Source organism: Nocardiopsis sp. CNT312, assembly GCF_000515115.1.
In the GTDB taxonomy this organism is placed as follows: Bacteria; Actinomycetota; Actinomycetes; order Streptosporangiales; family Streptosporangiaceae; genus Nocardiopsis.
This window is the reverse complement of record NZ_AZXF01000012.1, coordinates 184,839-206,696: the sequence shown is the minus strand read 5'-3', so window position 1 is coordinate 206,696 and position 21,858 is coordinate 184,839. Positions and strand designations below refer to the sequence as shown.

Below are 21,858 nucleotides of genomic sequence, written 5' to 3'. Positions count from 1 at the left end.
GGCCGGGCCCGTGGACTCCAGAGCCGCTCTGCCGCCGGCTTCGTAGTCGTGGTGCCACCGCCAGGCCGACATCCGTGACACCTGGTAGGTCCGCGCCACCTCGGTCACGCTCGCCCCGGTGTCGAAGTCGTCGGCGGCGGCCATGCGGATGGTCTCGCGTCGCTGGCGTTCTGCGGCGGTCAGCCCGCCGCCGGTGGGATACCTCATACCTTCGGCATAGCCTGCCGGAGTGGCCTGTCAAGACCAGTAACCCCACAAATTAAACCTCAGTAGTTCTTTCTGAAGGTCGCCAGATTCAGCGCGGAAGCGATGATTCGACGCGCTTCGCCACCTCTGATATCGCTGTCATGCTCGTGTCCACGATCAGGTCGGCGGTGGGTAGTTCCGGTGTCTCATCCCACACCCTCACCCGTTCTTCGGTGTCTCCGGTGGCCCGCTCTCTGATCCGGCTAAGGGCGACCTCCCGAGGACACCAGAGGTAGGCCACCAGCCAGCAAGCGGGCACAGCCGTGAGGACAGCCAAGACCCCCTCGGCCTGGCCGAGGTGCACGACCGGTATCCGGTCTTCCATCATCGCCACCAGCCCCGGACGGTCGATCACGTAGACGGAGCCGTAGCGCTCGTTCTGCCAAACGACCTCACCCCGCCGATGAGCTTCCTGGATGTCTTCAGGGGTCACCATTCGGTATTCGGAGGATCGCCCACGGCCGGTCTTCATGCGGCGGAAGAGCTCAAATCGCTGATCGAGGTTCTGAAGCTCACGGGTGACCGAGCTCTTTCCGGCCGCCGGCGGGCCGTAGAGAATGATCCCGGCCTTCATCACGAGCTCTCCACCATCAGCTTCTTCACCAGGTCGTCCGCCTGGTTCTGCAACGGCGGAGCCGATGTCGAGTTCTCGACCACCACGTGGTCGGTGGACGGCCTGAAATCCACGTCGATGCCGTTCAGGTATCCCTGCCAGTCGGCCAGCTTGGCGGCATCTCGTGCGGCACCCCGGTGGCGGATGTAGGTGTGCATGCTTTCCGCGTCACAGTTCACCCACACGAACGTGAGCTTCGCACCAAGCCCCTCGTATGTGGCCTTGGTCCTGTCGATCCATGCCGGGTCGGTGAACTCGCGGATGTACGGGGCTGCGGTGATCACGCTAGTGCCGCATTCCACGTTCTCCCGGGTCGCTGCGGCCAGCGCCTCGTATTCACGTGGTCGGATCAGGGTCAAGTAGGTGTCCGACTCCCGGTCATGCGGAGAGGTGCCCAGAACCTCTAGCGCGGCCTCAACGACCGGTCGGGTCAGGGTGTCCTTGTCGAGCATCGGCCAGCCGGTTTCCCGTGCGAGCACTCGCCCGAGCTCGCTCTTACCACTTCCCGCGTAACCACCGATCAACAGCACGTTCGGCGTCCGAAGGCGGATCCCGCCCCGAGCCGTCTGGTTCGGCGCGTGAATGACTCGCTGAGATCGAGACTTGCTGATCACCAGCCCGTCTTCGATGAGAAGCCTCATCGCTTCACTGATGGTGTGGACGCTGACCTTCCATTCCTCAGCAAGTTGCCGGGTGGACGGCAAGGCCTGACCGTGCCGGAGCACGCCCGCCTCGATGCCGTTGCGGATGTTGCGTGCGACCTGCTCGTAGACAGCCTCCGAGCGCGGGCGGCGTGAATCAGCAGGCATGCGGGTCCTCTCGTGCGTACATCCCGGCTTCAACCCGGACATCGTACCTACTTCCTAACAGTGACCAACCAGCGTCTCTCCTGTTCAGAACGCGACTTCGAGCACCCTTGTTCCTAACAGTTGATTTTTATGCCTATCAACTGTTAGCTTCTTGCTATGGCCTCTTGGAGGTCGAAGCAGCCCGGAAGAGGACTCCGGCGGCCAGGGCAGAGCCCTGTCCACCGTGTGGAATCCCGGAGCGCACGAGCTTTCACAAGCCTCTTGAGGCACATAGCGCGCAAGCCCTGACCCCACCCCGAGCAGACAAGGGGCGGCGAAGGGAAGTCGTGACCACGACAGACCTACCTACGGGCTGGTCTGAAGGAATGGCCGCGCCGCACCCCTGGGGTGCCTGTCCAGCCCTCACCCCGCCGGCACAACACGGCGAAGGAGAGGGCCGGGCGGGGACCACCCGGGCCCACACCACCCGAACGAAGGAGACCCGTTCATGGCCACTGACCTCGACACCGGCCGCCCCGCACGGAACCTGACCACACCCGATCTGCTCGCGATCGCCTCGGTGATCGTCGGTCGCATGGACCAGGACGCCGACTACATGCCCTACGTGCGCGTGGGTGTCAGCACCAGCGTGATCGGCCTCAGCATCGAGATGGGGATCGACCAACGCCCCGGTAAGGCTTCTCACACCCAGGGCGCGGCCTTCCTCAACGACCTGGCCCAGGCAGTCAACACCCCGGTCTATGACCCGCAGAACTTCCACATCGCGTTTCTTAGCTGCCCCGACTGGGAGGGTGCCGGTGTCCAGGTGCACGCCCAGGCCGCCGTCCGCGACGAGAAGTCCGCCTGACCAAGCCGGGATGCTCGCCGGCCGCCGACCCGACCCGGACCACTGACCCGCAGCCGATCCCGCCCGCAGCCCCAGACACCCCTGCTGTCCGGGGCCGCCCCGTCTTCTGGAGCCCCACATGCCGCACGCCCTGTTCCCCACCGCCGACCTGGTCGACCCCTGGCTGGAGCTGCTGGCCGACCTGGGGGCCGAGTCCCTGCCCGGGGAGAGCGAGGACGAACGGGCCGCCCGCGCCGACATCCTCGACGACCTGCTACAAGACCGCGCCATCGACCACCTCCCCCTGGCTAGCCCCCTGGCAGAGCACCCCGGCGGCGTCCGCTCCGGTGTGGAACAGGCCGCGTCCACGATCGCCGCCCTGGTCGACGCCTACGGCGAACGCATCGCTGCTCTGGCCGACACGGCCGCCTGACCCCCACGTGCAAGGAGAGACGATGACCGGCTTCGCGCTCGGCCTGGCCGCGCTGGCCCTGCTGTGCACCCTCGTGGCGGTCCTGCTGCGTGTGAGTGGCGGCCCCCACCTGATGACCCAGACCCGCCCCACTCCCAAGGAAGGCTGATCCATGCTGCGCAAGAAGAAGACCCCCCACCGGCCGCCCGCGGACGGCGGATCCGACCCCGCCCAGGCGGTAGAGACCTGGCGGCGCCTGAACACCGCCACCGACGACCTGCACGGGGTGGACGACTCCACCCTCACCACCGACCCGGCCGCCAACCCCCGCACCCTGAACCAGCGCATCGCGGTGGCCGATACCGTGTCGCGGGCGGTGTTGGCCGAGCAGGCCGAGCAGGCAGAGGACCGGCTTTCCCAGGCACGGCGGCGGCGCCGCTCCCACGCCCAGCGGGGCGAGAGGGCGCTGACCGTGGCCGAGACCCGCGCCGACCGGGCTGCCGCCACGCTGGAGGCCATCGACACCTACGAGGAGGCCGACAACCCGGCCGCCTCTGCGCTGGCCCTGCACCAGGCCGATCCGCGTATCCGGCGGATGCTGATCGGGGTGTCCCTGGCCGGGTCGGCCGCCTCCGCGTTGGGTATCGGGGCCTGGGCCCACACCTCGTGGGAGCTGCCCATCGCGGTGCTGGTCGCCATCTTGGCCGAGGCGCTACTGACCGTCCCGGTGATCCTGCTGTTGACCTTCCAGGGGCTGGTGCGCACCCACAACAAGGCCGATCTGGCCGCGCTGGGGCCGGACGCCCGCCGGGTGCTGGCGCTGATGCTCGGTGCGATCGCGCTCCTGCTGGTGGTGTCGGTGGGGCTCAACACCACCGGCATCATCGCCGGGGGCACCGGCCTGTTGGGCCTGGTGGGGATCACTGGCGCGGTCATCGCGCTGGGGGCCTCGGCCGCCTCGTGGGGTGCCACCACGGTGATTCGGGCGGTGATCCGCGCCAACACCGACCAGTGGCGCACCGGCCAGTGGGAGGCCGAGCGCCGCCGCCTGGAGGCGACGGCCGCCGGCGCGTTCATCCCCGCTCTGGAGGAGAGCGGTCCGGCTCAGCCGTCCGCTGAGTTGGAGGCGGGGGAGGTCGACCGGATGCGGCGGGTCCTGGCCGCGCTGGCCGAGGAGCACGTGGCCGTTCTGGCCGAGCGGGGCACCGACGCCCTTCAGGCGCTGCTGGATGGCGCCCCGCCCACCGGGGGCGCCCCGGCCGCCCGAAGCGTTCAAGTTCCGCCCGCCCCGGGCGGGCACAGCGCCACCGTCGCCCAGGCGCACGCCGACGACGGGGCGGGCACGGGCGCGGGCACCCCGGTCTCCGCCCCACGGGCGGGAGCGGGGGCGGAGCAGCCGCCCGCTCTGGCTGAACTGGCCGGATACCTGGAACTGGAAGGGCACCGGCGTGAGGTGATGCTCTACATCGCCGCCCATGGGCGAGACGTGCCCACCCGACAGATCGTGCGCGACACCGGCATCGCTCGATCCACCGTGCGCGACACCCGCACGGCCCTGTGGGCCGAGGGCTACCCGGTGTTCGACCCGGCGAAGGCCAACGACTCCTGAACTCGCCCCGCCCCTTCTCCGCCCGTGGGCGGAGAAGGGGCGCACCTCTTGCCCGCCCGTTTCCGGCGGGTGCGCACACCTTCTCCGCCGCGCGCGGCACGGCGGCCCCGTGAAGGGGCCCCTTCCACCCCCTGTCCTCTGCGAGGAGATCCCGTCATGTTCCGCGGCTGCCTGGGCCAACTCTTCGTCGTCTTCATCGTCGGCTCGCTGATCCTGTGGTTCTTCCGCGCCCCCGAATCGGTCGCGGCGCTGATCAGCGGTTTCGTCGGCCTGATCATCAGCGGCGCCGACGCCGTCGCGCGCTTCATCAGCGCGCTCACCCCGATGTTGTCCAACCTGATCTGAACGGGGGCGGCATGAGCACTTACGACGACACCGAACCCGACCAGGGCGTGGAGGTCCCCAACGCCGAACCGCTCCCGGACCTGGATGAGACCGAACGCGCGGCCGCCGGCACCACCGCGCCCGATCCCGTGCCGGAGGAGACCGAGGCCCTCCCCGGCGACACCGGCCAGGAGAGCAGTGGGGAACCGCCGCCGCTGCCCCCGCTGCTGGAACTGGCCACCTCGAACGCGGCCACCGCCTCCGGCCTGGCCTACGGAGCGGCCGGTCCGGCCGGTCTGGCCGCTATGGGGGCAGTGGCCGCGGTCGCCGGGGCCGCCTACCTGGCTCACGGGGCCCGCCGCCGCTCGGCCGCCCGACGCGGGGCCTCCGCTGTTCCCGCAGGCGGGCGCGGCGGGGGCCGGTTCCGCGGCCTACTCGGCCGGGGCGCCGGCACAGGCCGGGGCCCGGGGGCCGGGCGGGGCCAAGCAGGCACTGGCCGCTTCCGGGCGGGCGTCGGCCTTCCCGGCCGGGCACGTTCGGTCCGGTCCGGGGCTGCGCCCCTCGGCCTGGGACGGCGCGGTGGCGGTAGGGGCGTGCTGCCCCGATCCGCCGCAGGTGGCCTGGGCCGCACCGGCCCGACGCGGGGCGCCGCCAGGCCCTCCCTTGGGGGGCGCGTCGGCGGTGTGCGGGGCGGCTCCAGGGCCTTCCGGCCCGGAGTGCGCTCTCCGAGGATCTCCGGCGGTGCTGGCCGGTGGGGCGGGGCCCGCGGCTTCGCCCCGCGGGGGCGCTCCACCTCGATCACCGACCCCGCCGCCCCGCGGCCGAGCGGGCGACGACCGCTCGGCCGGGCCTGGGGCGGGCTGCGCCGCGGCTGGAGCCACCCCCGTGTCAAGGCCGGGCGGGTGCGCGTGCGCCGCGCTTCGGGACGCACCCGCGACTACGTGCGCGCCCGTATCCGCCGCCTGCGGGCGGGCGCGCTGTGGCGTGCCCTGACCCGCTGGTGGGGCCGCCTGTGGTCGCGGGTGCGCAGCGATGACCGCTACGGACCGATGTCGGACGCCTCGGCCGCCGCCTCCGCGCTGGCGGTGGCGGTCTTGGGCGCCTCCGAGCGCTCCAGCCGACCCCGGCGCGCGCTGACCGGCCGCGTCATCGGTACCAGCGCCCGCACTCCGGGCGAGATCACCGCCGGGCAGCGCCTGGCCATCGGCGCCGGAGGATCCGGCGCGCCCGTGGAAGGACACGTGATGAACAAACCCAACGAGATCATCCGGGCCGAATCGGCCGCCGACGAGATGCGCGCCGCCCTGGCGGCGTTCGGCGGCGCCGACGTGCACATGCTCACCTACGAGGGCGGGTTGCAGGCCCTGCCGGGCATGCTGCGCACCATCGGGTCGGGGCTGCACGAGATGTCGGCGGTGGCCCAGAGCGAACAGCCGCTGCACCCGGCGGTGGTGCAGTACATGCACCAGCTCAGCGCGGCCGTGCACCAGGTCGCCGACGTCGCCGACGAGCTGCCGGGCCTGTTCCGGGCCGCGCACGAGACCGAATTGCAGCGCCTGGAGGCGCCGCGCGCCGGTGAGCACCGCTGGGACGCCTCCCAGCGCGACGACTGACCCCGACCCCCCGCACGGCCGTGAAGGGCCGGAGACCCGCCACGGGCCCCGGCCCTTCACCGCGTCTGGAAAAGGAGTATCGGCCCATGCCGACCGCCACCCCGCCCCGCAAGTCCAAGAAGAAGAGTGCACGCGACCGTGAACAGATCCGCCGCCGCTGGTCGCACGCCCAGGGGCCGTTCCTGGGAGCGGCCAACGCCGCCTCCGCCGCGCTGGCGGTGGCCACGTTGGGGACGCTGCCCGATGTGGCCCTGCCCTGGTGGGGCCCGGCCTCGGTCGGCGCGATCGGCGCCACCGCGGCCTACACCCGCGCCGCCGCGGCCGGGGCGGCGCTGCTGCCGCGCCTGTACCGGCCCGCACGCTGGGCCGGGTTCACCGGCTGGACCTCGCTGGCGCTGGCCGCGGGCACCCCGTGGTCGGCGGACCTGCTGGCCGCCCTGGGGGTGGGTGCCGTCGCCTCGGCACTGCTGCGTCCGGCGGCCGCCTCCTGGGAGATCGCCGCCCAGGAGCGCAAGAGCGCCGAGGCCGAGCAGAAGGCCCGCCTGGATCTGGCGGTGGAGTGGGAGCGGCGCATCGACCGGGTGTGCCGCATCACCGGGACCGTGGTCACCGACATCCGCGCCTGGGACTACCCCGACCCCCGCGACCCGGCCCGGACCTGGAAGACCGGCTACACCGTCAAGGGCAAGCTTCCCCCGGCGGCGGGGCTGGACGCTCTGGAGCGCAGCACCCGCCGCCTGGCCGACGACGCCGACCTGCCCGCCGGGTGCGGGGTGGAGGTCGCCGCCGTCCCCGAGTCCCGGCGCACCTTCGAGCTGTTCGTCTCCACGGTGGACGCCCTGGCCGAGACCGTCCCTTACCCCGAGGACTACACGCGCCGCTCCATCTACGACGGCATCGGCAACGGCGTCTACCGCGACGGCTCCCAGGTGTCCCTGGATCTGAAGTGGGCCTCTGCACTGCTCATCGGTGCCACCGGATCGGGCAAGTCCTCGCAGTTGGCGGCCATCATGGCCTCACTGCTGCGCTGCGACGACGTCATCGTGTGGGGCATCGACCCCAACGGCGGCGGCGTGTTCGAGCCCTACCTTCGTCCCTGGGTCGAAGGCCGCTCCTCCCGGTCCGCCATCGACTGGGTGGCCACCGATCCGGCGGAGATGCGGCGCATGCTCGACTTCGCCCTGGCCGCGGTGGAGGCCCGCAAGGTGGGCTACGCCGACCTGATGCGCGCGGCCAACGACACTAAGGTGCCCGTCTCCAGCGCGGTGCCCCACATCCAGATCGTCACCGACGAGACCGCCTCCCTGCCCTCCGACGTCAAGGACAAGATCACCGAGCTGTCGGACCGCTCCCGCGCGGCTTCCATCCGGCCGCTGGTGTGCTCGCTGCGCGCCGTCTCCGACGCGGTCCCCAAGTCGCTGATCGCTCAGATGCAGGTGCGTATCGGGCTGCGGGTCAACGACGAGACCGAGCTCAACCACCTGTTCGGGTGGAAGGGCAAGCTGCCCTCGGCCTCGGAGATGCCCGCCCAGGGGTACGGGATGGTGCGCCACGACGCGGCCGAGAACCCGCGGCTGTTCCGGGGCCTGTACGCCGACCCGGCCAAGGGAGCCGAGGCGGCCGAGGCCACCGCCCCGTGGCGGCCCGAACTCGACGACGTCACCGTGCGGGTCAACCCGGGCCTGTACATGGACCGGTGGGAGCGGGCCCGCAAGGCGGGATGGCTGCCCGGCCTGGACGGTTCCAAGCGCCGTCCCGCCCCGCCGCCCGCACCCGAACCGGAGCAGGCCCCGGAGAGCACCGATGCTCCGGAGCAGGCCGGTCCGTTGGGCGACATGCTCAAGGGGTTGGGAGACTCCATCCGCCGCACCCGCCGCGACCTGGAGCACCGGGCCGGACGCGGGTCCGCCAACAGCGAAGAGGCCGACGAGATCTTCCGCAACCTCACTGACGGCCTGGCGCTGGGAGAAGACCAGCTCCCGCGTCTGATCCAGGCCGCGCTGCGTCTGTCGGAAGGCGTCAAGGGCGTGTCGGTGGAGGCTCTGGCGGCCGAGCTCCGGTGGTCGCGCCCCACGGTCCGCGCCCGGATGAGCGTCATGGAGGTCGACGAGGACCCCAAGCCGGTGCGGTGGCACCCGGGGGCCAAGCCCGAACGCGGCTACACCCGCCAGGCCCTGGAGGCGGCGCGCGATCGCATCCTGGCAGGAGACTTCATTGTCCCTCCGGGGATCGACACCGACGAGTAGAAGACCGTGACAGGCCCCGTAACAGGCTGCGTCTCAAGGCCGTTACGGGGCCTGTCACGGACCCCGTCACGCGTGCGTGTCACGGGGTTCGAGACGGCCTTGTGACAGCGGCCCGTAACGGTGCCTGAACAGCGGTTACGGGCCGCTGTGACACCCCTTGCGCGACCCCCTGCGCGCGGGCCTTGCAACGATCCGTACCGGGTGATGGCCCGGACCTCTCCGCCCCGTGCCGGGCGGGGCGGGGCGGGGGACCACCCGGTCCACCGAAACGACGGCGGCCCCACCCGGTGCCTGGACAGCGAGGGTGGGGCCGCCTCTCTCCGATCACAGAGAGGACCACATCCTATGCGCGCTCTCATCCGCCGCTGGACCCGCCTCGCTCCGGTCCTGAACGACCGCCGGTGCGACTGCTGCGGCACCTGGTACGACCCCTCCGACCCGGCCGCCAGCTACCCCCACAACAACCACTGAGGAGCGGCGGTGACCCCGAACAGCCCCCGCCGGCGGGAGGCCGGCGTTCCCGCGCCCGGCCTGGCCTGGATCGAACAGGCGCTGTGCGCCCACTCGCCGCGCCCCGACCGGTGGCACCCCGAGCAGGAGACCGAGGACACCGTCTACCAGGCGTGCGTGTGGTGCGCCGCCTGCCCGGTGGCTGACCAGTGCCTGGCAACCGCGCTGGCCGCACGGCGGCCGGTGACGGGCGTGTGGGCGGGAACCACCACCCGCCAGCGCCGACGGATCCGCCACCGCTCCGCCGACACCCCGCACGCGGCTTGACGTTTACCTGAACCACACAGCACAACCCCCGGGAAGGGGCCGGTCCCGTCACAGCGCGGCGGGACCGGCCCCTTCCCCTTTGTTGAGACCACCGACCCTGGCCCGCGCCCCTTCTTCTGCGCAGCACCACCCGATCTGAGGAGTCCCTCGTGAGCGCCTGGAGGCCCCCATGAACGCCTTCGCCCCCGTCGACTACGCCCTGGCCGCAGCCCGCCGCGGCTGGCCCGTCTTCCCCCTCACCCCCCGCCGCAAGACACCGCAGGTGCGGTGGAAGAGCCAGGCCACCACCGACCCCGGACGCATCCGCGCCTGGTGGCGGCGCTGGCCCGAGGCCAACTACGGCATCGCCACTGGCCCCGCCGCACTACTCGTGGTCGACCTCGACGTGCCCAAGCCCGGCCAGAACCCGCCACCCGAATGGGACCTACCCGACGTCGAAGACGGCCGCGACGTGCTGGCCGTGCTGGCCGAGCGCGCCGGAGCGCCGCTACCCCTGGACACCTTCACCGTGACCACCCGCCGGGGCGGCCTCCACCTGTACTTCACCCACCCCGACGGGCCGCCCCTGGGCAACACCAGCGGCGACCAGGGCAACGGGCTGGGCTGGAAGATCGACACCCGCAGCCGGGGCGGCTACGTCGTCGGCCCCGGCTCCTTCGTCGACGAACCCGACGGCACCGGCCACTACGAAGCATGGAACCGCGACGCACCCTCACCGCTGCCGGAATGGATCACGCGCCTGCTGCGCAGGCCCGACCCCCGGAGCGGGCCCACCGCCCCCGCGAACCGGCCTCCGGGGCCCCTCACCGACGCGCTCGGCACGATCGCCCGCAGCGACCGGCGCCGGGCCGCCTACGTGCGGGCCGCCGTGCGCGGGGAGCTAGCCAAGGTGCGCAGCGCCCCGCCCGGCACACGCAACACCAACCTCTACATCGCCGCCGCGTCGCTGGGCCAACTCGCCCGCGAAGGCCTGTTCGACCAGGGGTGGATCCGCGACGCGCTGCGCAACGCCGCGCTGGAGGCCAACGCCGCCGGCGAGGCCAACAGCACGCGCGAGATCGACGCCACGATCGCCTCCGGGCTGGCCAAAGGCCTGCGCGAGCCCCGCCGCACCACACCACGACCAGGAAGGACGGCCGCCTAGATGAGCGGGAACAGCGACAGTGAGAAGGAGAAGAAGCCCTCCCAGGCCACGCTCCTGGTGGAGCTGGCCGACCGCCACGTCGACGTCGTCAACGGCGACGACGGCAAGGCCTACGCCGTGCGCAGGAACGGCGCCCGCGTCGCGTTCCCGCTCCTGCGCAAGGACGGCCTGCGGGTCCAGCTCTCCCGCCAGTACTACGCCGAACACCGGTCGGCACCCTCCCAGTCGGCGCTCACCGACGCCATCTCTGTTCTGGAAGGGCGTGCCAAGGAACAGGACCCGCAGACCATCCACCTGCGCCTGGCCCCGCACCGCACCGATGAGGGAGCACCGGCGGTCGTGTTGGACCTGGGCACCACCGATGGGGTGTGCGTGATCGCCACCGGGCAGGGGTGGCACACCACCGAGCGCAGCCCGGTCCTGTTCCGCCGAACCCGCCTCACCCAGCCCATGGACGTCTGTGCCCCGGCCGGGCGCACCGGCCAGGGCCTGGCCGCGCTGCGGGACCTGCTCAACGTCGACGAGCCCACCTTCCGCCTCATCGTCGGGTGGCTGGTCGCCGGGCTCATCCCCGACCTCCCCCACCCGATCCTGGCCGGCAAGGGCGAGCAGGGCACCGGCAAGTCGACCGCGCTGGCGATGCTGGTCAACCTCATCGACCGCTCCCAGGCGCCGCTGCGGTCCCTGCCCAAGGACATCAAGACGTGGGCGACCGTTGCGGGCGCGAGCTGGACGGTGTGTCTGGACAACGTGTCCACGATCCCGGCGTGGCTGTCGGACACCCTGTGCAAGGCCGTCACCGGCGACTCCCTGGTCGACCGGGCCCTGTACTCCGATGACGACGTCAACGTCGTCTCCTTCCGCCGCCTCATCGCGCTGACCTCCATCGACACCGGAGCCCTGGCCAGCGACCTCTCCGAGCGGATGCTCACCGCGGAGTTCCAGCCCATCAAGGCCGACCAGCGCCGCCCCGAGGCCGAGGTAAAGGCCGCCTACAGCCAAGCGGCGCCCCGGATCCGGGGCGCACTGCTGGACCTGCTGTGCGCGGTGCTGGCCGAACTGCCCCGTACCCACCTGGCCGAGCTTCCCCGGATGGCCGACTTCGCCCGGGTACTGGCCGCCCTGGACACCGTCCAGGGCTGGGACACCCTGGACACCTACCGGGCCGCCTCCGAGGTCAGCACCGCCGACCTGATGGACGCGAAACCGTTCGCCTCGGCCGTGGCCGACCTCATCGAGCAGCGCGGCTCCTGGACCGGGTCCATGAGCCAGCTCCTGGAACAGGTGGCCGTGCCCGAGCCGCGGCCCAAGTCCTGGCCCGTGGACGCCACCCGTGCCAGCGGCCAGCTCAAGCGGGACGCCCCCGTGCTGCGGGCGGTGGGCATCGGCTTCGAGAAGGCCGGCCGCTCCGCCGACCGGCACCGCCGCCAGCTCTACACGCTCACCCTGCACGGAGCCCGGCCGGAGGGGCCCGACCGGGGTGCGGAGGCTGCGGACCGGCACTCAGCCTCCGCAGCCTCCGCCCCAGACTCCACACGAAACCCCAGTTCAGCACCGGTCGCGGAGGCTGGCGGCGCTGCGGAGGCTGCGTTCCCCCCACTCTCTAATGCGCCCGACCCCAAGCCGGCGGAGACCGGGCCGTGCGTGCGCTGCCACGCCGCGTTCCGCCGGTTCGAGACCACCGACCACCCGAAGGTGTGCACCACGTGCGCTCAGCACGCCCGGCGCACGTACGAACCCGCCCATGAAGTGGCCCCGGCCTGATGCCGACCAAAGCCCCGGCCGGGGCCACACACCCAATCCGAAGGAAAGGCACCACCAGCATGACCGATCGCAGCAAGCGCCGCCTGGATCTGGCCAAGGTCCGGGTGATCGGCCCGCCCGAGATCGTCGACCGGGTCGTGGACGCCATCACCACCGCGCTCCCCTCGGCCAATCCGTCCCGGCCCTACCCGAGCCGCCACGACTCCGGTCACGTCCGCGTCTACCTGGAGGTCGCGCCCGAATGAGCACGACGAAGCCCCGGATCCCGGTCCAGCGCACGCGCGGGTGGCTCACGGTCGACGACTTCTGCGAGGAGCTCGGTATCGCGCGTTCGACCTTCAACGACTGGAGGGCGAAGGGGCGGGCCCCCAAGTGCGCCAAGCTCCCCAACGGCCAGCTCAGGATCCGCCGCTCGGTGTTCGAGCAGTACATGACCACCCTGGAGGAAACCTCCTGATGGACGACACGACCTATGACGTTCGGATCTGGAAGAAGATCCAGGTCTACAAGGGCAAGCGCAAGACCACGCACACCGTGCGCTGGCGTGTCGGCACCCAGGAGTTCCGGGAACCGCACAGCACCGCCGCTATGGCCGACTCCTTCCGTTCCGAGCTGGTGGCCGCCACCAACCGTGGTGAGGCGTTCAACCTCACCACGGGGCAGCCTGTCTCCTGGGACAAGCCGGAGGGAGCACAGGAGCCGAAAACCTCGTGGTTCGAGTTCGTGTGCGACTACATCGACACGCACTGGAACAACGCATCCGCCGGCCACCGTTTGGACCGGGCCAAGTATCTGGCGAAGGCCACGGTCGCCCTGCTGGACGAGAGCGCTCCCGACCGCCCCACCGATGGCCAAGTGCGAACAGCCATGCGCAACTGGGCCCTCAACAAGAAGCACCGGGACGGAGAGCGCCCGCCGGAGATCGAGCAGACCCTGGCATGGCTTGAGAGCCACACTCTGCCGGTAGAGCGCCTGAAGGATCCCGCGGTGGCCCGATGGACGCTGACGCTGGTCACGAGCAAGCTTCCGGAGAACGGGGGCGGGAGCCTGGGAGCCAAGTCCGCGGTGAAGGGAAAGCGAATCTTGTCACACTGTCTGGATTTCGCCGTGGAACGTCAACATCTGTCTGGAAATCCGGTCAGTTTCCACCGGAACCCGACAGGTGCCATCAAATGGTCACCACCGAAAGTGAACAACGTCGTGGACGAACGCTCGGTGCCCGATCCGGCGCTGGCACGGAAACTACTCGATGCGGTGGCCTCGGAGAACAGGAGCGGTCCGCTTCTGCGGCCGTTCTTCGCAGTGATGTACTTCGCTGCTCTGCGCCCCGAGGAAGCTGTCAACCTGCTCTGGTCGGACGTGACGCTCCCCACCTTCATCTGGGATGAGGAGAAGGGCGAGTGGAGCGCTCCGAGCGGCGCTTGGGGCGAGATCAACGTGCGGGAAGTGGCCCCTGACGTGGGACGTCGCTGGACGGACAGCGGCAAGCAGCGAGACAAGAGGCCCCCCAAGGGCCGGGCCGAGGGTGAGACCCGGCCGGTTCCCTGCCTCCCCCAGTTGAGCCGGATTCTCTGGGAGCACCGACAGCGGGAGAGGAAAGGGCCGGACAACCTGGTGTTCTTCGGTGAACGCGGCCAACAACTGGCCACCTGCACCTATGCGAAGGGCTGGCACAAAGCCCGGCGGTCGGTACTCACCGAAGAACAGTCCGCCAGCCCGCTGGCCCGGCGCCCCTATGACCTGCGCAGCGCCTGTGTCTCCATCTGGCTGAACGAGGGCATCGACCCCGCTCAGGTGGCGAAATGGGCGGGACACAGCGTTGACGTCCTGCTTCGTGTCTATGCCCGGTGCCTCACCGGCCGAGAGGAGGAAGCCCGCCAACGCGCGGCAGCCGGTTTCGAGGGGTTCTAAAACTTCAACGTGTATTCCCCGTGAGCACCCGGACCCAGCCGTAGAAGGCCGCACACAACCGTAGGGAACGCAAGAGCGCCGCTGGCCTGTCTTCGCAGGTCGGCGGCGCTTTTTTCGTGCTAGAGAGGGGTAGGCCGGGCAGGACTCGAACCCGCGACCCAGGGATTATGAGTCCCCTGCTCTCACCAACTGAGCTACCGGCCCGCCGTCTTCGGCACGCGTCATCCTAACAGGGATACGCCCATCATTTCCTCACCGTAAATCCGTTATCCCACCGGGGTCGGCGTGTTCTCCCTCCAGGACGCGCCCGCCATCCCCGCACCTGGGTCACGCCTCCCGAAGACGGTCGGTCTAGGGTGGGGAACCGCGGCGCGCACCCTGGCCGGATCCCTGTCGGCCCGGCACGGGCACCGCCGCCTACCCGCTGGCAAGCGGGTCACACACCGTCGTCAGGAGAGTTCAACGCCATGTCCAAAGCACCCGTCAACGTCACCGTCACCGGCGCCGCTGGCCAGATCGGCTACGCGCTGCTGTTCCGGATCGCCTCTGGCCAGTTGCTGGGCGCCGACACCCCGGTGAAACTGCGACTGCTGGAGATCCCGCAGGCGGTCAAGGCCGCCGAGGGCACGGCCATGGAGCTGGACGACTGCGCTTTCCCGCTTCTCGAGAGCATCGACATCTTCGACGACGCCCGCCAGGGCTTCGAGGGCACCAATGTCGCCCTGCTGGTCGGCGCCCGCCCGCGCGGCAAGGGGATGGAGCGCGGCGACCTGCTCGAGGCCAACGGCGGCATCTTCAAGCCCCAGGGCGAGGCGATCAACGCCGGCGCCGCCGACGACGTCCGCGTCCTGGTGGTCGGCAACCCGGCCAACACCAACGCCCTCATCGCGCAGAACCACGCCCCGGACGTCCCTGCCGAGCGGTTCACCGCGATGACCCGCCTCGACCACAACCGTGCGCTCACCCAGCTCGCCAAGAAGCTCGGCGTGTCGATCAACGCCATCAAGAAGCTCACGATCTGGGGCAACCACTCCGCCACCCAGTACCCGGACGTGTTCCACGCCGAGGTGAACGGCTCCAACGCCGCCTCAGCAGTGCATGACCAGGCCTGGCTGGAGAACGACTTCATCCCGACCGTCGCCAAGCGCGGTGCCGCGATCATCGAGGCCCGGGGCGCCTCCTCGGCCGCCTCGGCCGCCAACGCCGCCATCGACCACGTCTACGACTGGGTCAACGGCACCCCCGAGGGCGACTGGACCTCCGCCGCCATCCCCTCCGACGGTTCCTACGGTGTGCCCGAGGGCCTCATCTCCTCCTTCCCGGTCGTGTCCAAGAACGGCACGTGGGAGATCGTCCAGGGCCTGGAGATCGACGAGTTCTCCCGCGCCCGCATCGACGCCTCCGTCCAGGAGCTGACCGAGGAGCGCGACACCGTCCGCCAGCTCGGCCTGGTCAAGTAGCACCGGCCTCGGGGTGCCCGGGCACCGGGAGAAGAAACCGCGCCGCAGGCCGTCCTCTGAGGGCGGCGGGCGACGGGCGGCCACTCCTGGGAAGCCGCTGAAGGAAAGACCCCATCAGCCGCACCCGGCCCTCCCGGGCCACGCAACAACTGACGGAGGCCCCATAAGCACAGCCGGGCTCTCCCCGTTCACCCGGGAGAGCCCGGCTCGTTCTCTTCCGTCCACAGGCCGTCCCGAAAGGTCGGGGAAAGCAGGCAGTATAGGAAGCGTGAGTCTCATTGATGCGCTTCCGGCCGAACCCGATCCCGACTCCCTCTTCGAGGCGTTCGCCTCCTGGGCCGAGGAGCGTGGCCTCACGCTGTATCCGCACCAGGAGGAGTCCCTCATCGAGGTCGTCTCCGGGTCGAACGTCATCCTCAACACCCCGACCGGCTCCGGGAAGAGCATGGTCGCCACCGGAGCCCTGTTCGCCGCGCTGTCCCGCAACGAGTGCGCGTTCTACACGGCGCCGATCAAGGCGCTGGTGTCGGAGAAGTTCTTCGACCTGTGCGCGATCTTCGGCACTGACAACGTCGGCATGATGACCGGTGACGCGAGCGTGAACGCCGACGCTCCCATCGTCTGCTGCACGGCCGAGGTCCTGGCGCAGATCGCGCTCGCGGAGGGCGCGCGCGCCGACATCGGCACCGTGGTGATGGACGAGTTCCACTTCTACGGCGAGGCCGACCGGGGGTGGGCGTGGCAGGTGCCCCTGCTCGAACTCCCCCAGTGCCAGTTCCTGCTGATGTCGGCCACGCTGGGCGACGTCTCCCGTTTCGAGGAGGACCTGCGCCGACGCACCGGCCGCGCCACCGCGGTGGTCGCCTCCGCCGAGCGCCCCGTCCCGCTCTACTACGACTACCGGGTGACGCCGCTGCACGAGACCTTGGAGGAGTTGCTCTCCGACGGCCAGGCACCGGTGTACATCGTGCACTTCACCCAGGCCCAGGCGGTCGAGCGCGCACAGTCGCTGACTAGCATCAACATGTGTTCCAAGGCCGAGAAGGCGGCGATTTCCGACGAGATCGGCGCCTTCCGCTTCACCACGAAGTTCGGCCGCAACCTGTCCCGGTACGTACGGCACGGCATCGGTGTCCACCACGCCGGCATGCTTCCCAAGTACCGCCGCCTGGTCGAGCGGTTGGCCCAGCGCGGGCTGCTCAAGGTCATCTGCGGTACCGACACCCTGGGCGTGGGGGTGAACGTGCCCATCCGCACCGTGCTGTTCACCGCGCTGAGCAAGTACGACGGTGTCCGTGTGCGTCGGCTGCGCGCCCGCGAGTTCCACCAGATCTCCGGGCGGGCCGGGCGTGCCGGGTTCGACACCGTCGGCAACGTGGTCGCGCAGGCACCCGAGCACGTTGTCGAGAACGAGAAGGCGCTGGCCAAGGCGGGCGGTGACGCCAAGAAACGGCGCAAGGTGGTACGCAAGAAGGCCCCCGAGGGGTTCGTCTCCTGGGACCGGTCGGCCTTCGAGAAGCTCATCGCGGCCGACCCCGAGCCGCTGACGTCCAGGTTCCGGGTGAGCAACGCCATGCTGCTCAGCGTGATCGGGCGTCCCGGCAACTGCTTCGCCGCGATGAAGCACCTGCTCACGGAGAACCACGACGACCGCAGGTCACAGCGCCGCCATATCAGCGAGGCCATCGCCATCTACCGGTCGCTGCTGGACGGCGGCATCGTGGAGGCACTCCCCGAACCCGACGAGCAGGGCCGCACCGCGCGGCTCACGGTGGACCTCCAGGCCGACTTCGCGCTCAACCAGCCGCTGTCCACGTTCGCCCTGGCCGCCCTGGAACTGCTCGACGCTGAGTCCCCGAGCTATGCCCTGGACGTGCTGACCGTGGTGGAGTCCATCCTGGACGACCCCCGGCAGATCCTGGGCGCCCAACTGAACAAGGCGCGCGGGGAGGCCGTCCAGCGGATGAAGATGGACGGGATCGAGTACGAGGAGCGCATGGAGCGGCTGGAGGAGGTCGACTACCCCAAGCCGCTGGAGGAACTGCTCGACCACGCCTACGAGGTGTACCGGCGCGGGCACCCGTGGGTGGGCGACCACCCGCTGCGGCCCAAGTCGGTGGCGCGGGACATGTTCGAGCGGACGATGACCTTCACCGAGTACGTGGGCTTCTACGAACTGGCGCGGTCGGAGGGCCTGGTGCTGCGCTACCTGGCCAGTGCCTACAAGGCGCTCAACCAGACCGTTCCCGACGACGCCAAGACCGAGGAGCTGCACGATCTCGTGGAGTGGCTCGGCGAACTGGTCCGCCAGGTCGACTCCAGCCTCCTGGACGAGTGGGAGCGGCTCACCAACCCGGAGCAGGAGACCCCCGGCGGGGAGGCCGAGGCGGAGGAGCGGGTCCGCCCGGTCACCGCCAACACGCGGGCCTTCCGGGTCCTGGTGCGCAACGAGATGTTCCGTCGGGTGGAGCTGGCCGCCCGCAGGCGCTACGCCGAGCTGGGCAGGCTGGCCGACGCCGACGGCGCGTGGGACGCCGAAGAATGGGAGGAGGCCCTGGAGGCCTACTTCGACGAACACGAGGAGATCGGTGTCGGCCCGGACGCGCGCGGCCCGCAGATGCTGCTCATCGAGCAGGAGACCGGGCTGTGGCGGGTCCGCCAGATCATTGCCGATCCGGCGGGCGACCACGACTGGGGGATCAGCGCGGAGGTCGACCTGGAGGCCTCCGACGAGGAGGGGCGCGCGGTCCTCGCCGTCACCGGCGTGGACCGACTCTAGGCGGGCCCGAACAGGTGGGCATTGGCCTCGCGGACGCCCTCCGCGAGGTCGGGGCGCTCCAGCACCTCGCGCCCGGCGCGGCGCAGCCGCTCGGCGCCGTCGCAGTCCACGAACAGGGCGGGCTCGCGCCAGGCAAACACCACGCGCGGGACGGGCGTGGACAGGAGGAGCTCCGCGCAGGGAACGGGACGGGAGGCGCGGGCGCTGCACGGCTCCAGTGAGGAGTACACCGTGGCACCTCCGAGCCGGGGGTCGTCCGGGTCGACCTGCCGCAGGGCCGCCTCCTCGGCGTGGTCACGGGGGTGGTCGCGACGGGAGTAGCCCTCGGCGAGCACGGTGCCGTCGCGGGCCACCACGACCGCGCCGACGGAGAAAGCAGTGTCCGAGGGCGGGCAGCGGCGGGAGAGCTCGGTGGCGCGCCGCAGCCAGTGGGCGTCCGCCTCACCCTGTTCCGGGGGCGGCCCCCCACTCACTCCGGGTCCTCCTCGCCCAAGCGGTAGCGCAGGACGGCCACGTCGCCGAGGGCTCTGGCCTCCAGCAGACACATGGGGGCTGCGGGATCGTGCGGGTAGGAGCCGGGGAGGACGAACCGCGGGGCGTCCTGCTGTCCCACGAAGAACGGGGCGACGGCCACTCTCAGCTCGTCGACCAGCCCCGAGGTGAGGAAGAGGGTGTGGATGTGCCCGCCGCCCTCCACCAGGAGCCGCCGTACCCCCCGCTCGGCGAGGTCGGCGAGGATCGCCGTGGCCGTGGGCGGGTCGCCCGCGTCGACGGCCTCGGCTGGGGGATGGGGCGAGGGCAGGTCGGCGAGGCGTCGACGTGCGGTCTCGGCCCCGGCGCGGCTGGAGTAGACGACGGCTCCGGCGTCCCCGGTGGAGAAGAGGCGGGCGGCGGGGTCGACGTCGCCTGTACGTGTGACCACCGCCTTGAGCAGGTGTTCCGTGCGCCCCTGGGCTCGGCGGCGCTCGCGCAGGGCAGGGGAGCGCACCAGGAGCCTGGGGTCGTCGGCCCGAAGAGTGCCCGCACCCACCAGGATCGCGTCACAGGTGGCCCGCAGTTCGTCGATCTCCGCGAAGTCGGCGTCGTTGGACAGCCGGAGCCGTTCGGGACCCGTGTCGTCGATACGCCCGTCGAGCGAAACGGCGCAGCTCAGGATGGTGTGGGGGCGGTGCATGGTTCCAGGCTAAACGGTGTGTGGGAGGGGTTCGGTGCCTGCCGGAGAAGACCGGGGTCGCCCTGCGGGAAGAGCAGTGGCGACGGTCCATCGTCCATCACCACTGTTCAGCGCTGCGTTCTTGACGAAAAGCTCCTCCATATCGGCTGTGGGAGGCTCCGTGCGGTCGCCCGGGAGCGGGCTCCGGAGGTCGATGCCACCGTTGCGGATGGCGGTGCGGGTATTTCCGCAGGCCGTGGGTGCGCGAAGGAAATTCGACCACCGCTTTCCGGACGAACGCATTCACCTGCGTTCCACGGGTGAACGGTGGTGGACAGGACTTTTGATCCGTGAATGTTTCCGAATCGTGTTCGAGGGCTCGCGTCGGCTGTCCGCACCGCTCTCCGGCACCGAGGCGGCCAGACATCCCTTGCAGGACCACGTGTGCGCATGACACCCCCACCGGTTGTGGCCTTGTGAAACAACCCAGATTCCTCACATAAAGGACATCAGGTGTATAAATCTCAGTTACCGAACACTGACCCCACGATCAGCTCTGCTACGACAAGCAGCCTCTCCTCTCATTTCGGTGACCTGTCTGTCCGACTCGGTTAACAAACACCACCGATGAGGAATACAATCCCAGGAGTCGACCCCACTTCCGGCAAGAGGACGGCGATGTCTCGATTCACCTCCCCCGATTTCCTGAGGCAGGCGGGGGGAAAACACGTCCGGGCCGAACCGCCGCCCGTCGTTGACCTGGCCCAGCCCAGCATCGCGCGGCTGCGCTCGTTCCACCTCAAGGGCAAGGACCACTTCGAGGGAGACCGCGAACTCGCCACCCGGACCGACCAGGCCGCCCCCGGTTTCCAGGAGATCGTGCTGGGCGAGCGCGCCTTCCTCCAGCGCGCCGTACGCTACCTGGCCGAAGAAGCGGGCATCCGCCAGTTCCTCCAGCTCGGTGCCGGCCTGCCCGCACCGGGCGATCCGCACGAACTCGTCCCCGAGGGCAGGATCGTCTACGCCACGGACGACCCCATGGTCCTCGCGCACCACCGCGCGCTGCTCCGCGGCGGCGGCAACACCCTCACCGTCAAAGGCGGACTCACCGAGCCCGGACGGGTCCTGCGCGATCCGGAGACACAACGGTTCCTGGACCTGGACCGACCGGTAGGGCTCCTGCTCAGCGGGACCGTGGAGCACGTGTCCGACGACGAGGACCCCGCAGGGCGCATATCCGCGCTGCGCGAAGGCCTCGCCCCCGGAAGCCACCTGGCACTCAGCCACTACTGCCGCCCCGACCCCGAGCAGTTCCCCAGGGACGCCCTGCGCGCCACACGTCTCCAGGAGATCCTCGTCGAGCACCTCGGCTCCGGCTGGTGGCGCTCACGCCGGGAGATCGAGGCCTGCTTCAACGGCTGGGAGATCCTCAGCCCCGGGGTCCTCGAAGTCCAGCGCTGGCGCACGCTCCCCGTGGCACCCCCGGTGCCGGGCTGCTACCAGATGCCCCGACGCAACCGCCGGCTGATCCTCGGCGGCCTCGCCCGAATCTGAAACGCCGCACCCTCGTCCCCCGCGTTGGAGCCCGGAGCCCGACAGCGGGAGAGGGGCGTGTGGAACACGCCCCGCGCCGTGGACGGCCCGCGCCACCAACGACGAAAGGGCCCCCTCCGAAGGATGAGGCCCTGCTCTGCGGCTCCCGCGACTGGACTCGAACCAGTAACCTGCCGGTTAACAGCCGGCTGCTCTGCCGATTGAGCTACGCGGGATCACACGCGCGCCGCGCCTCTACGAGCCGCGGCGACACCCCTAGCCTAGCGTCTCCCGGACACTGCTCGCGACGCCTTTCCCGGCGTCCGCCGGAAGCGGTGGTCAAGCAGGCGATCACCCGCTCGGAGAAGGCGCCTCCCCCGAGCTTCCCCGCCCCTCTCACCACGCATCCGCGGCCCGGAGCCCCGGACCTGCCGGGCTGGGACCTCCTGACCGGAGCGGCGCACCGCCACCCGGGTCCCCGGCCGACGGCCCTGCGGCGTGGAACAGCGGAACAAAGAACGGGAGCCCACCGACACCGCCGGGCTCCCGTTCCAGGGCTCCCGCGACTGGACTCGAACCAGTAACCTGCCGGTTAACAGCCGGCTGCTCTGCCGATTGAGCTACGCGGGATCACACGCG

22 protein-coding genes and 3 tRNA genes are annotated in these 21,858 nt (G+C 70.6%); 17 read left to right on the top strand and 8 right to left on the bottom strand.

Annotation, left to right across the window (positions count from 1 at the left end; genetic code table 11):
- The 3 genes from B042_RS0104720 to B042_RS0104710 all read right to left on the bottom strand — a co-directional run.
- On the bottom strand, positions 1 to 207 hold a 207-nt coding region (locus B042_RS0104720), incomplete at its 3' end, for a helix-turn-helix domain-containing protein (protein WP_028647285.1).
- 88 nt (positions 208 to 295) lie between these two features.
- Entirely contained in the window at positions 296 to 820 is a 525-nt protein-coding gene (locus B042_RS0104715; RefSeq protein ID WP_028647284.1) for a hypothetical protein, read from the bottom strand.
- Positions 820 to 1,668 carry a GntR family transcriptional regulator gene (locus B042_RS0104710; protein WP_028647283.1) on the bottom strand — a complete coding sequence of 283 codons (849 nt, stop codon included), beginning with the start codon at positions 1,666 to 1,668 and terminating at the stop codon, positions 820 to 822. Before B042_RS0104710 ends, B042_RS0104715 begins: the two co-directional genes overlap by 1 nt.
- Positions 1,669 to 2,155: 487 nt before the next feature.
- Between B042_RS0104710 and B042_RS0104705 the strand changes: the two genes are divergently transcribed.
- From B042_RS0104705 to B042_RS0104640, 14 genes are all read left to right on the top strand, one after another.
- Entirely contained in the window at positions 2,156 to 2,515 is a 360-nt protein-coding gene (locus tag B042_RS0104705; RefSeq protein ID WP_028647282.1) for a hypothetical protein, read from the top strand.
- Between the two features lie 118 nt (positions 2,516 to 2,633).
- Complete coding sequence (locus B042_RS0104700) at positions 2,634 to 2,927, top strand: hypothetical protein (protein WP_028647281.1); 294 nt, start codon at positions 2,634 to 2,636, stop codon at positions 2,925 to 2,927.
- Between the two features lie 22 nt (positions 2,928 to 2,949).
- Positions 2,950 to 3,075: a hypothetical protein gene (locus B042_RS26850; protein WP_255342291.1), complete on the top strand. Its 126-nt coding sequence runs from the start codon at positions 2,950 to 2,952 to the stop codon at positions 3,073 to 3,075.
- A 3-nt stretch (positions 3,076 to 3,078) separates the two neighbouring features.
- Positions 3,079 to 4,515, top strand: a complete 1,437-nt coding sequence (locus B042_RS0104690) for a hypothetical protein (protein ID WP_028647280.1) — start codon at positions 3,079 to 3,081, stop codon at positions 4,513 to 4,515.
- A 156-nt stretch (positions 4,516 to 4,671) separates the two neighbouring features.
- The gene (locus tag B042_RS0104685; protein ID WP_028647279.1) at positions 4,672 to 4,860 is read left to right on the top strand and encodes a hypothetical protein; all 189 of its coding nucleotides are present in this window, start codon (positions 4,672 to 4,674) and stop codon (positions 4,858 to 4,860) included.
- 11 nt (positions 4,861 to 4,871) lie between these two features.
- Positions 4,872 to 6,452, top strand: a complete 1,581-nt coding sequence (locus B042_RS24240) for a hypothetical protein (RefSeq protein WP_028647278.1) — start codon at positions 4,872 to 4,874, stop codon at positions 6,450 to 6,452.
- A gap of 86 nt (positions 6,453 to 6,538) precedes the next feature.
- Positions 6,539 to 8,698 (top strand): FtsK/SpoIIIE domain-containing protein, encoded by a 2,160-nt coding sequence (locus tag B042_RS24235; RefSeq protein WP_051415470.1) that lies wholly within the window; start codon positions 6,539 to 6,541, stop codon positions 8,696 to 8,698.
- Between the two features lie 345 nt (positions 8,699 to 9,043).
- A complete protein-coding gene (locus tag B042_RS26845; RefSeq protein ID WP_255342289.1) occupies positions 9,044 to 9,169 on the top strand; it encodes a hypothetical protein in 126 nt (41 codons plus the stop codon).
- Positions 9,170 to 9,178: 9 nt separating this feature from the next.
- The gene (locus B042_RS0104665; protein WP_051415469.1) at positions 9,179 to 9,475 is read left to right on the top strand and encodes a WhiB family transcriptional regulator; all 297 of its coding nucleotides are present in this window, start codon (positions 9,179 to 9,181) and stop codon (positions 9,473 to 9,475) included.
- A 169-nt stretch (positions 9,476 to 9,644) separates the two neighbouring features.
- Positions 9,645 to 10,619: a bifunctional DNA primase/polymerase gene (locus B042_RS0104660; RefSeq protein WP_028647276.1), complete on the top strand. Its 975-nt coding sequence runs from the start codon at positions 9,645 to 9,647 to the stop codon at positions 10,617 to 10,619.
- Positions 10,620 to 12,383: a hypothetical protein gene (locus B042_RS0104655; RefSeq protein WP_028647275.1), complete on the top strand. Its 1,764-nt coding sequence runs from the start codon at positions 10,620 to 10,622 to the stop codon at positions 12,381 to 12,383.
- A 59-nt stretch (positions 12,384 to 12,442) separates the two neighbouring features.
- A complete protein-coding gene (locus tag B042_RS0104650; RefSeq protein ID WP_028647274.1) occupies positions 12,443 to 12,628 on the top strand; it encodes a hypothetical protein in 186 nt (61 codons plus the stop codon).
- Complete coding sequence (locus tag B042_RS0104645) at positions 12,625 to 12,840, top strand: AlpA family transcriptional regulator (RefSeq protein WP_028647273.1); 216 nt, start codon at positions 12,625 to 12,627, stop codon at positions 12,838 to 12,840. The genes B042_RS0104650 and B042_RS0104645 overlap by 4 nt, the downstream gene beginning before the upstream one ends.
- Positions 12,840 to 14,294, top strand: a complete 1,455-nt coding sequence (locus tag B042_RS0104640; RefSeq protein ID WP_028647272.1) for a tyrosine-type recombinase/integrase — start codon at positions 12,840 to 12,842, stop codon at positions 14,292 to 14,294. The genes B042_RS0104645 and B042_RS0104640 overlap by 1 nt, the downstream gene beginning before the upstream one ends.
- Positions 14,295 to 14,424: 130 nt before the next feature.
- On the opposite strand, the gene B042_RS0104635 is transcribed toward B042_RS0104640, so the two are convergent.
- Positions 14,425 to 14,498: transfer RNA gene (locus tag B042_RS0104635), tRNA-Ile, on the bottom strand.
- Positions 14,499 to 14,761: 263 nt separating this feature from the next.
- Here B042_RS0104635 and B042_RS0104630 point away from each other — a divergent pair.
- Complete coding sequence (locus B042_RS0104630) at positions 14,762 to 15,754, top strand: malate dehydrogenase (RefSeq protein WP_028647271.1); 993 nt, start codon at positions 14,762 to 14,764, stop codon at positions 15,752 to 15,754.
- Between the two features lie 268 nt (positions 15,755 to 16,022).
- Complete coding sequence (locus B042_RS0104625) at positions 16,023 to 18,533, top strand: RNA helicase (RefSeq protein WP_028647270.1); 2,511 nt, start codon at positions 16,023 to 16,025, stop codon at positions 18,531 to 18,533.
- Here the strand turns inward: B042_RS0104625 and B042_RS0104620 are convergent.
- Positions 18,530 to 19,006, bottom strand: coding sequence for a deaminase (locus B042_RS0104620; protein WP_028647269.1), 477 nt, complete (start codon positions 19,004 to 19,006; stop codon positions 18,530 to 18,532). The genes B042_RS0104625 and B042_RS0104620 overlap by 4 nt on opposite strands.
- Positions 19,003 to 19,707, bottom strand: coding sequence for a dihydrofolate reductase family protein (locus B042_RS0104615; protein ID WP_028647268.1), 705 nt, complete (start codon positions 19,705 to 19,707; stop codon positions 19,003 to 19,005). The genes B042_RS0104620 and B042_RS0104615 overlap by 4 nt, the downstream gene beginning before the upstream one ends.
- A 657-nt stretch (positions 19,708 to 20,364) precedes the next feature.
- Here B042_RS0104615 and B042_RS0104610 point away from each other — a divergent pair.
- Positions 20,365 to 21,240 carry an SAM-dependent methyltransferase gene (locus B042_RS0104610; protein ID WP_028647267.1) on the top strand — a complete coding sequence of 292 codons (876 nt, stop codon included), beginning with the start codon at positions 20,365 to 20,367 and terminating at the stop codon, positions 21,238 to 21,240.
- A gap of 142 nt (positions 21,241 to 21,382) precedes the next feature.
- Here B042_RS0104610 and B042_RS0104605 read toward each other — a convergent pair.
- A tRNA-Asn gene (locus B042_RS0104605) sits at positions 21,383 to 21,455 on the bottom strand.
- Between the two features lie 321 nt (positions 21,456 to 21,776).
- A tRNA-Asn gene (locus B042_RS0104600) sits at positions 21,777 to 21,849 on the bottom strand.
- Between the last annotated feature and the right edge of the window lie 9 nt (positions 21,850 to 21,858).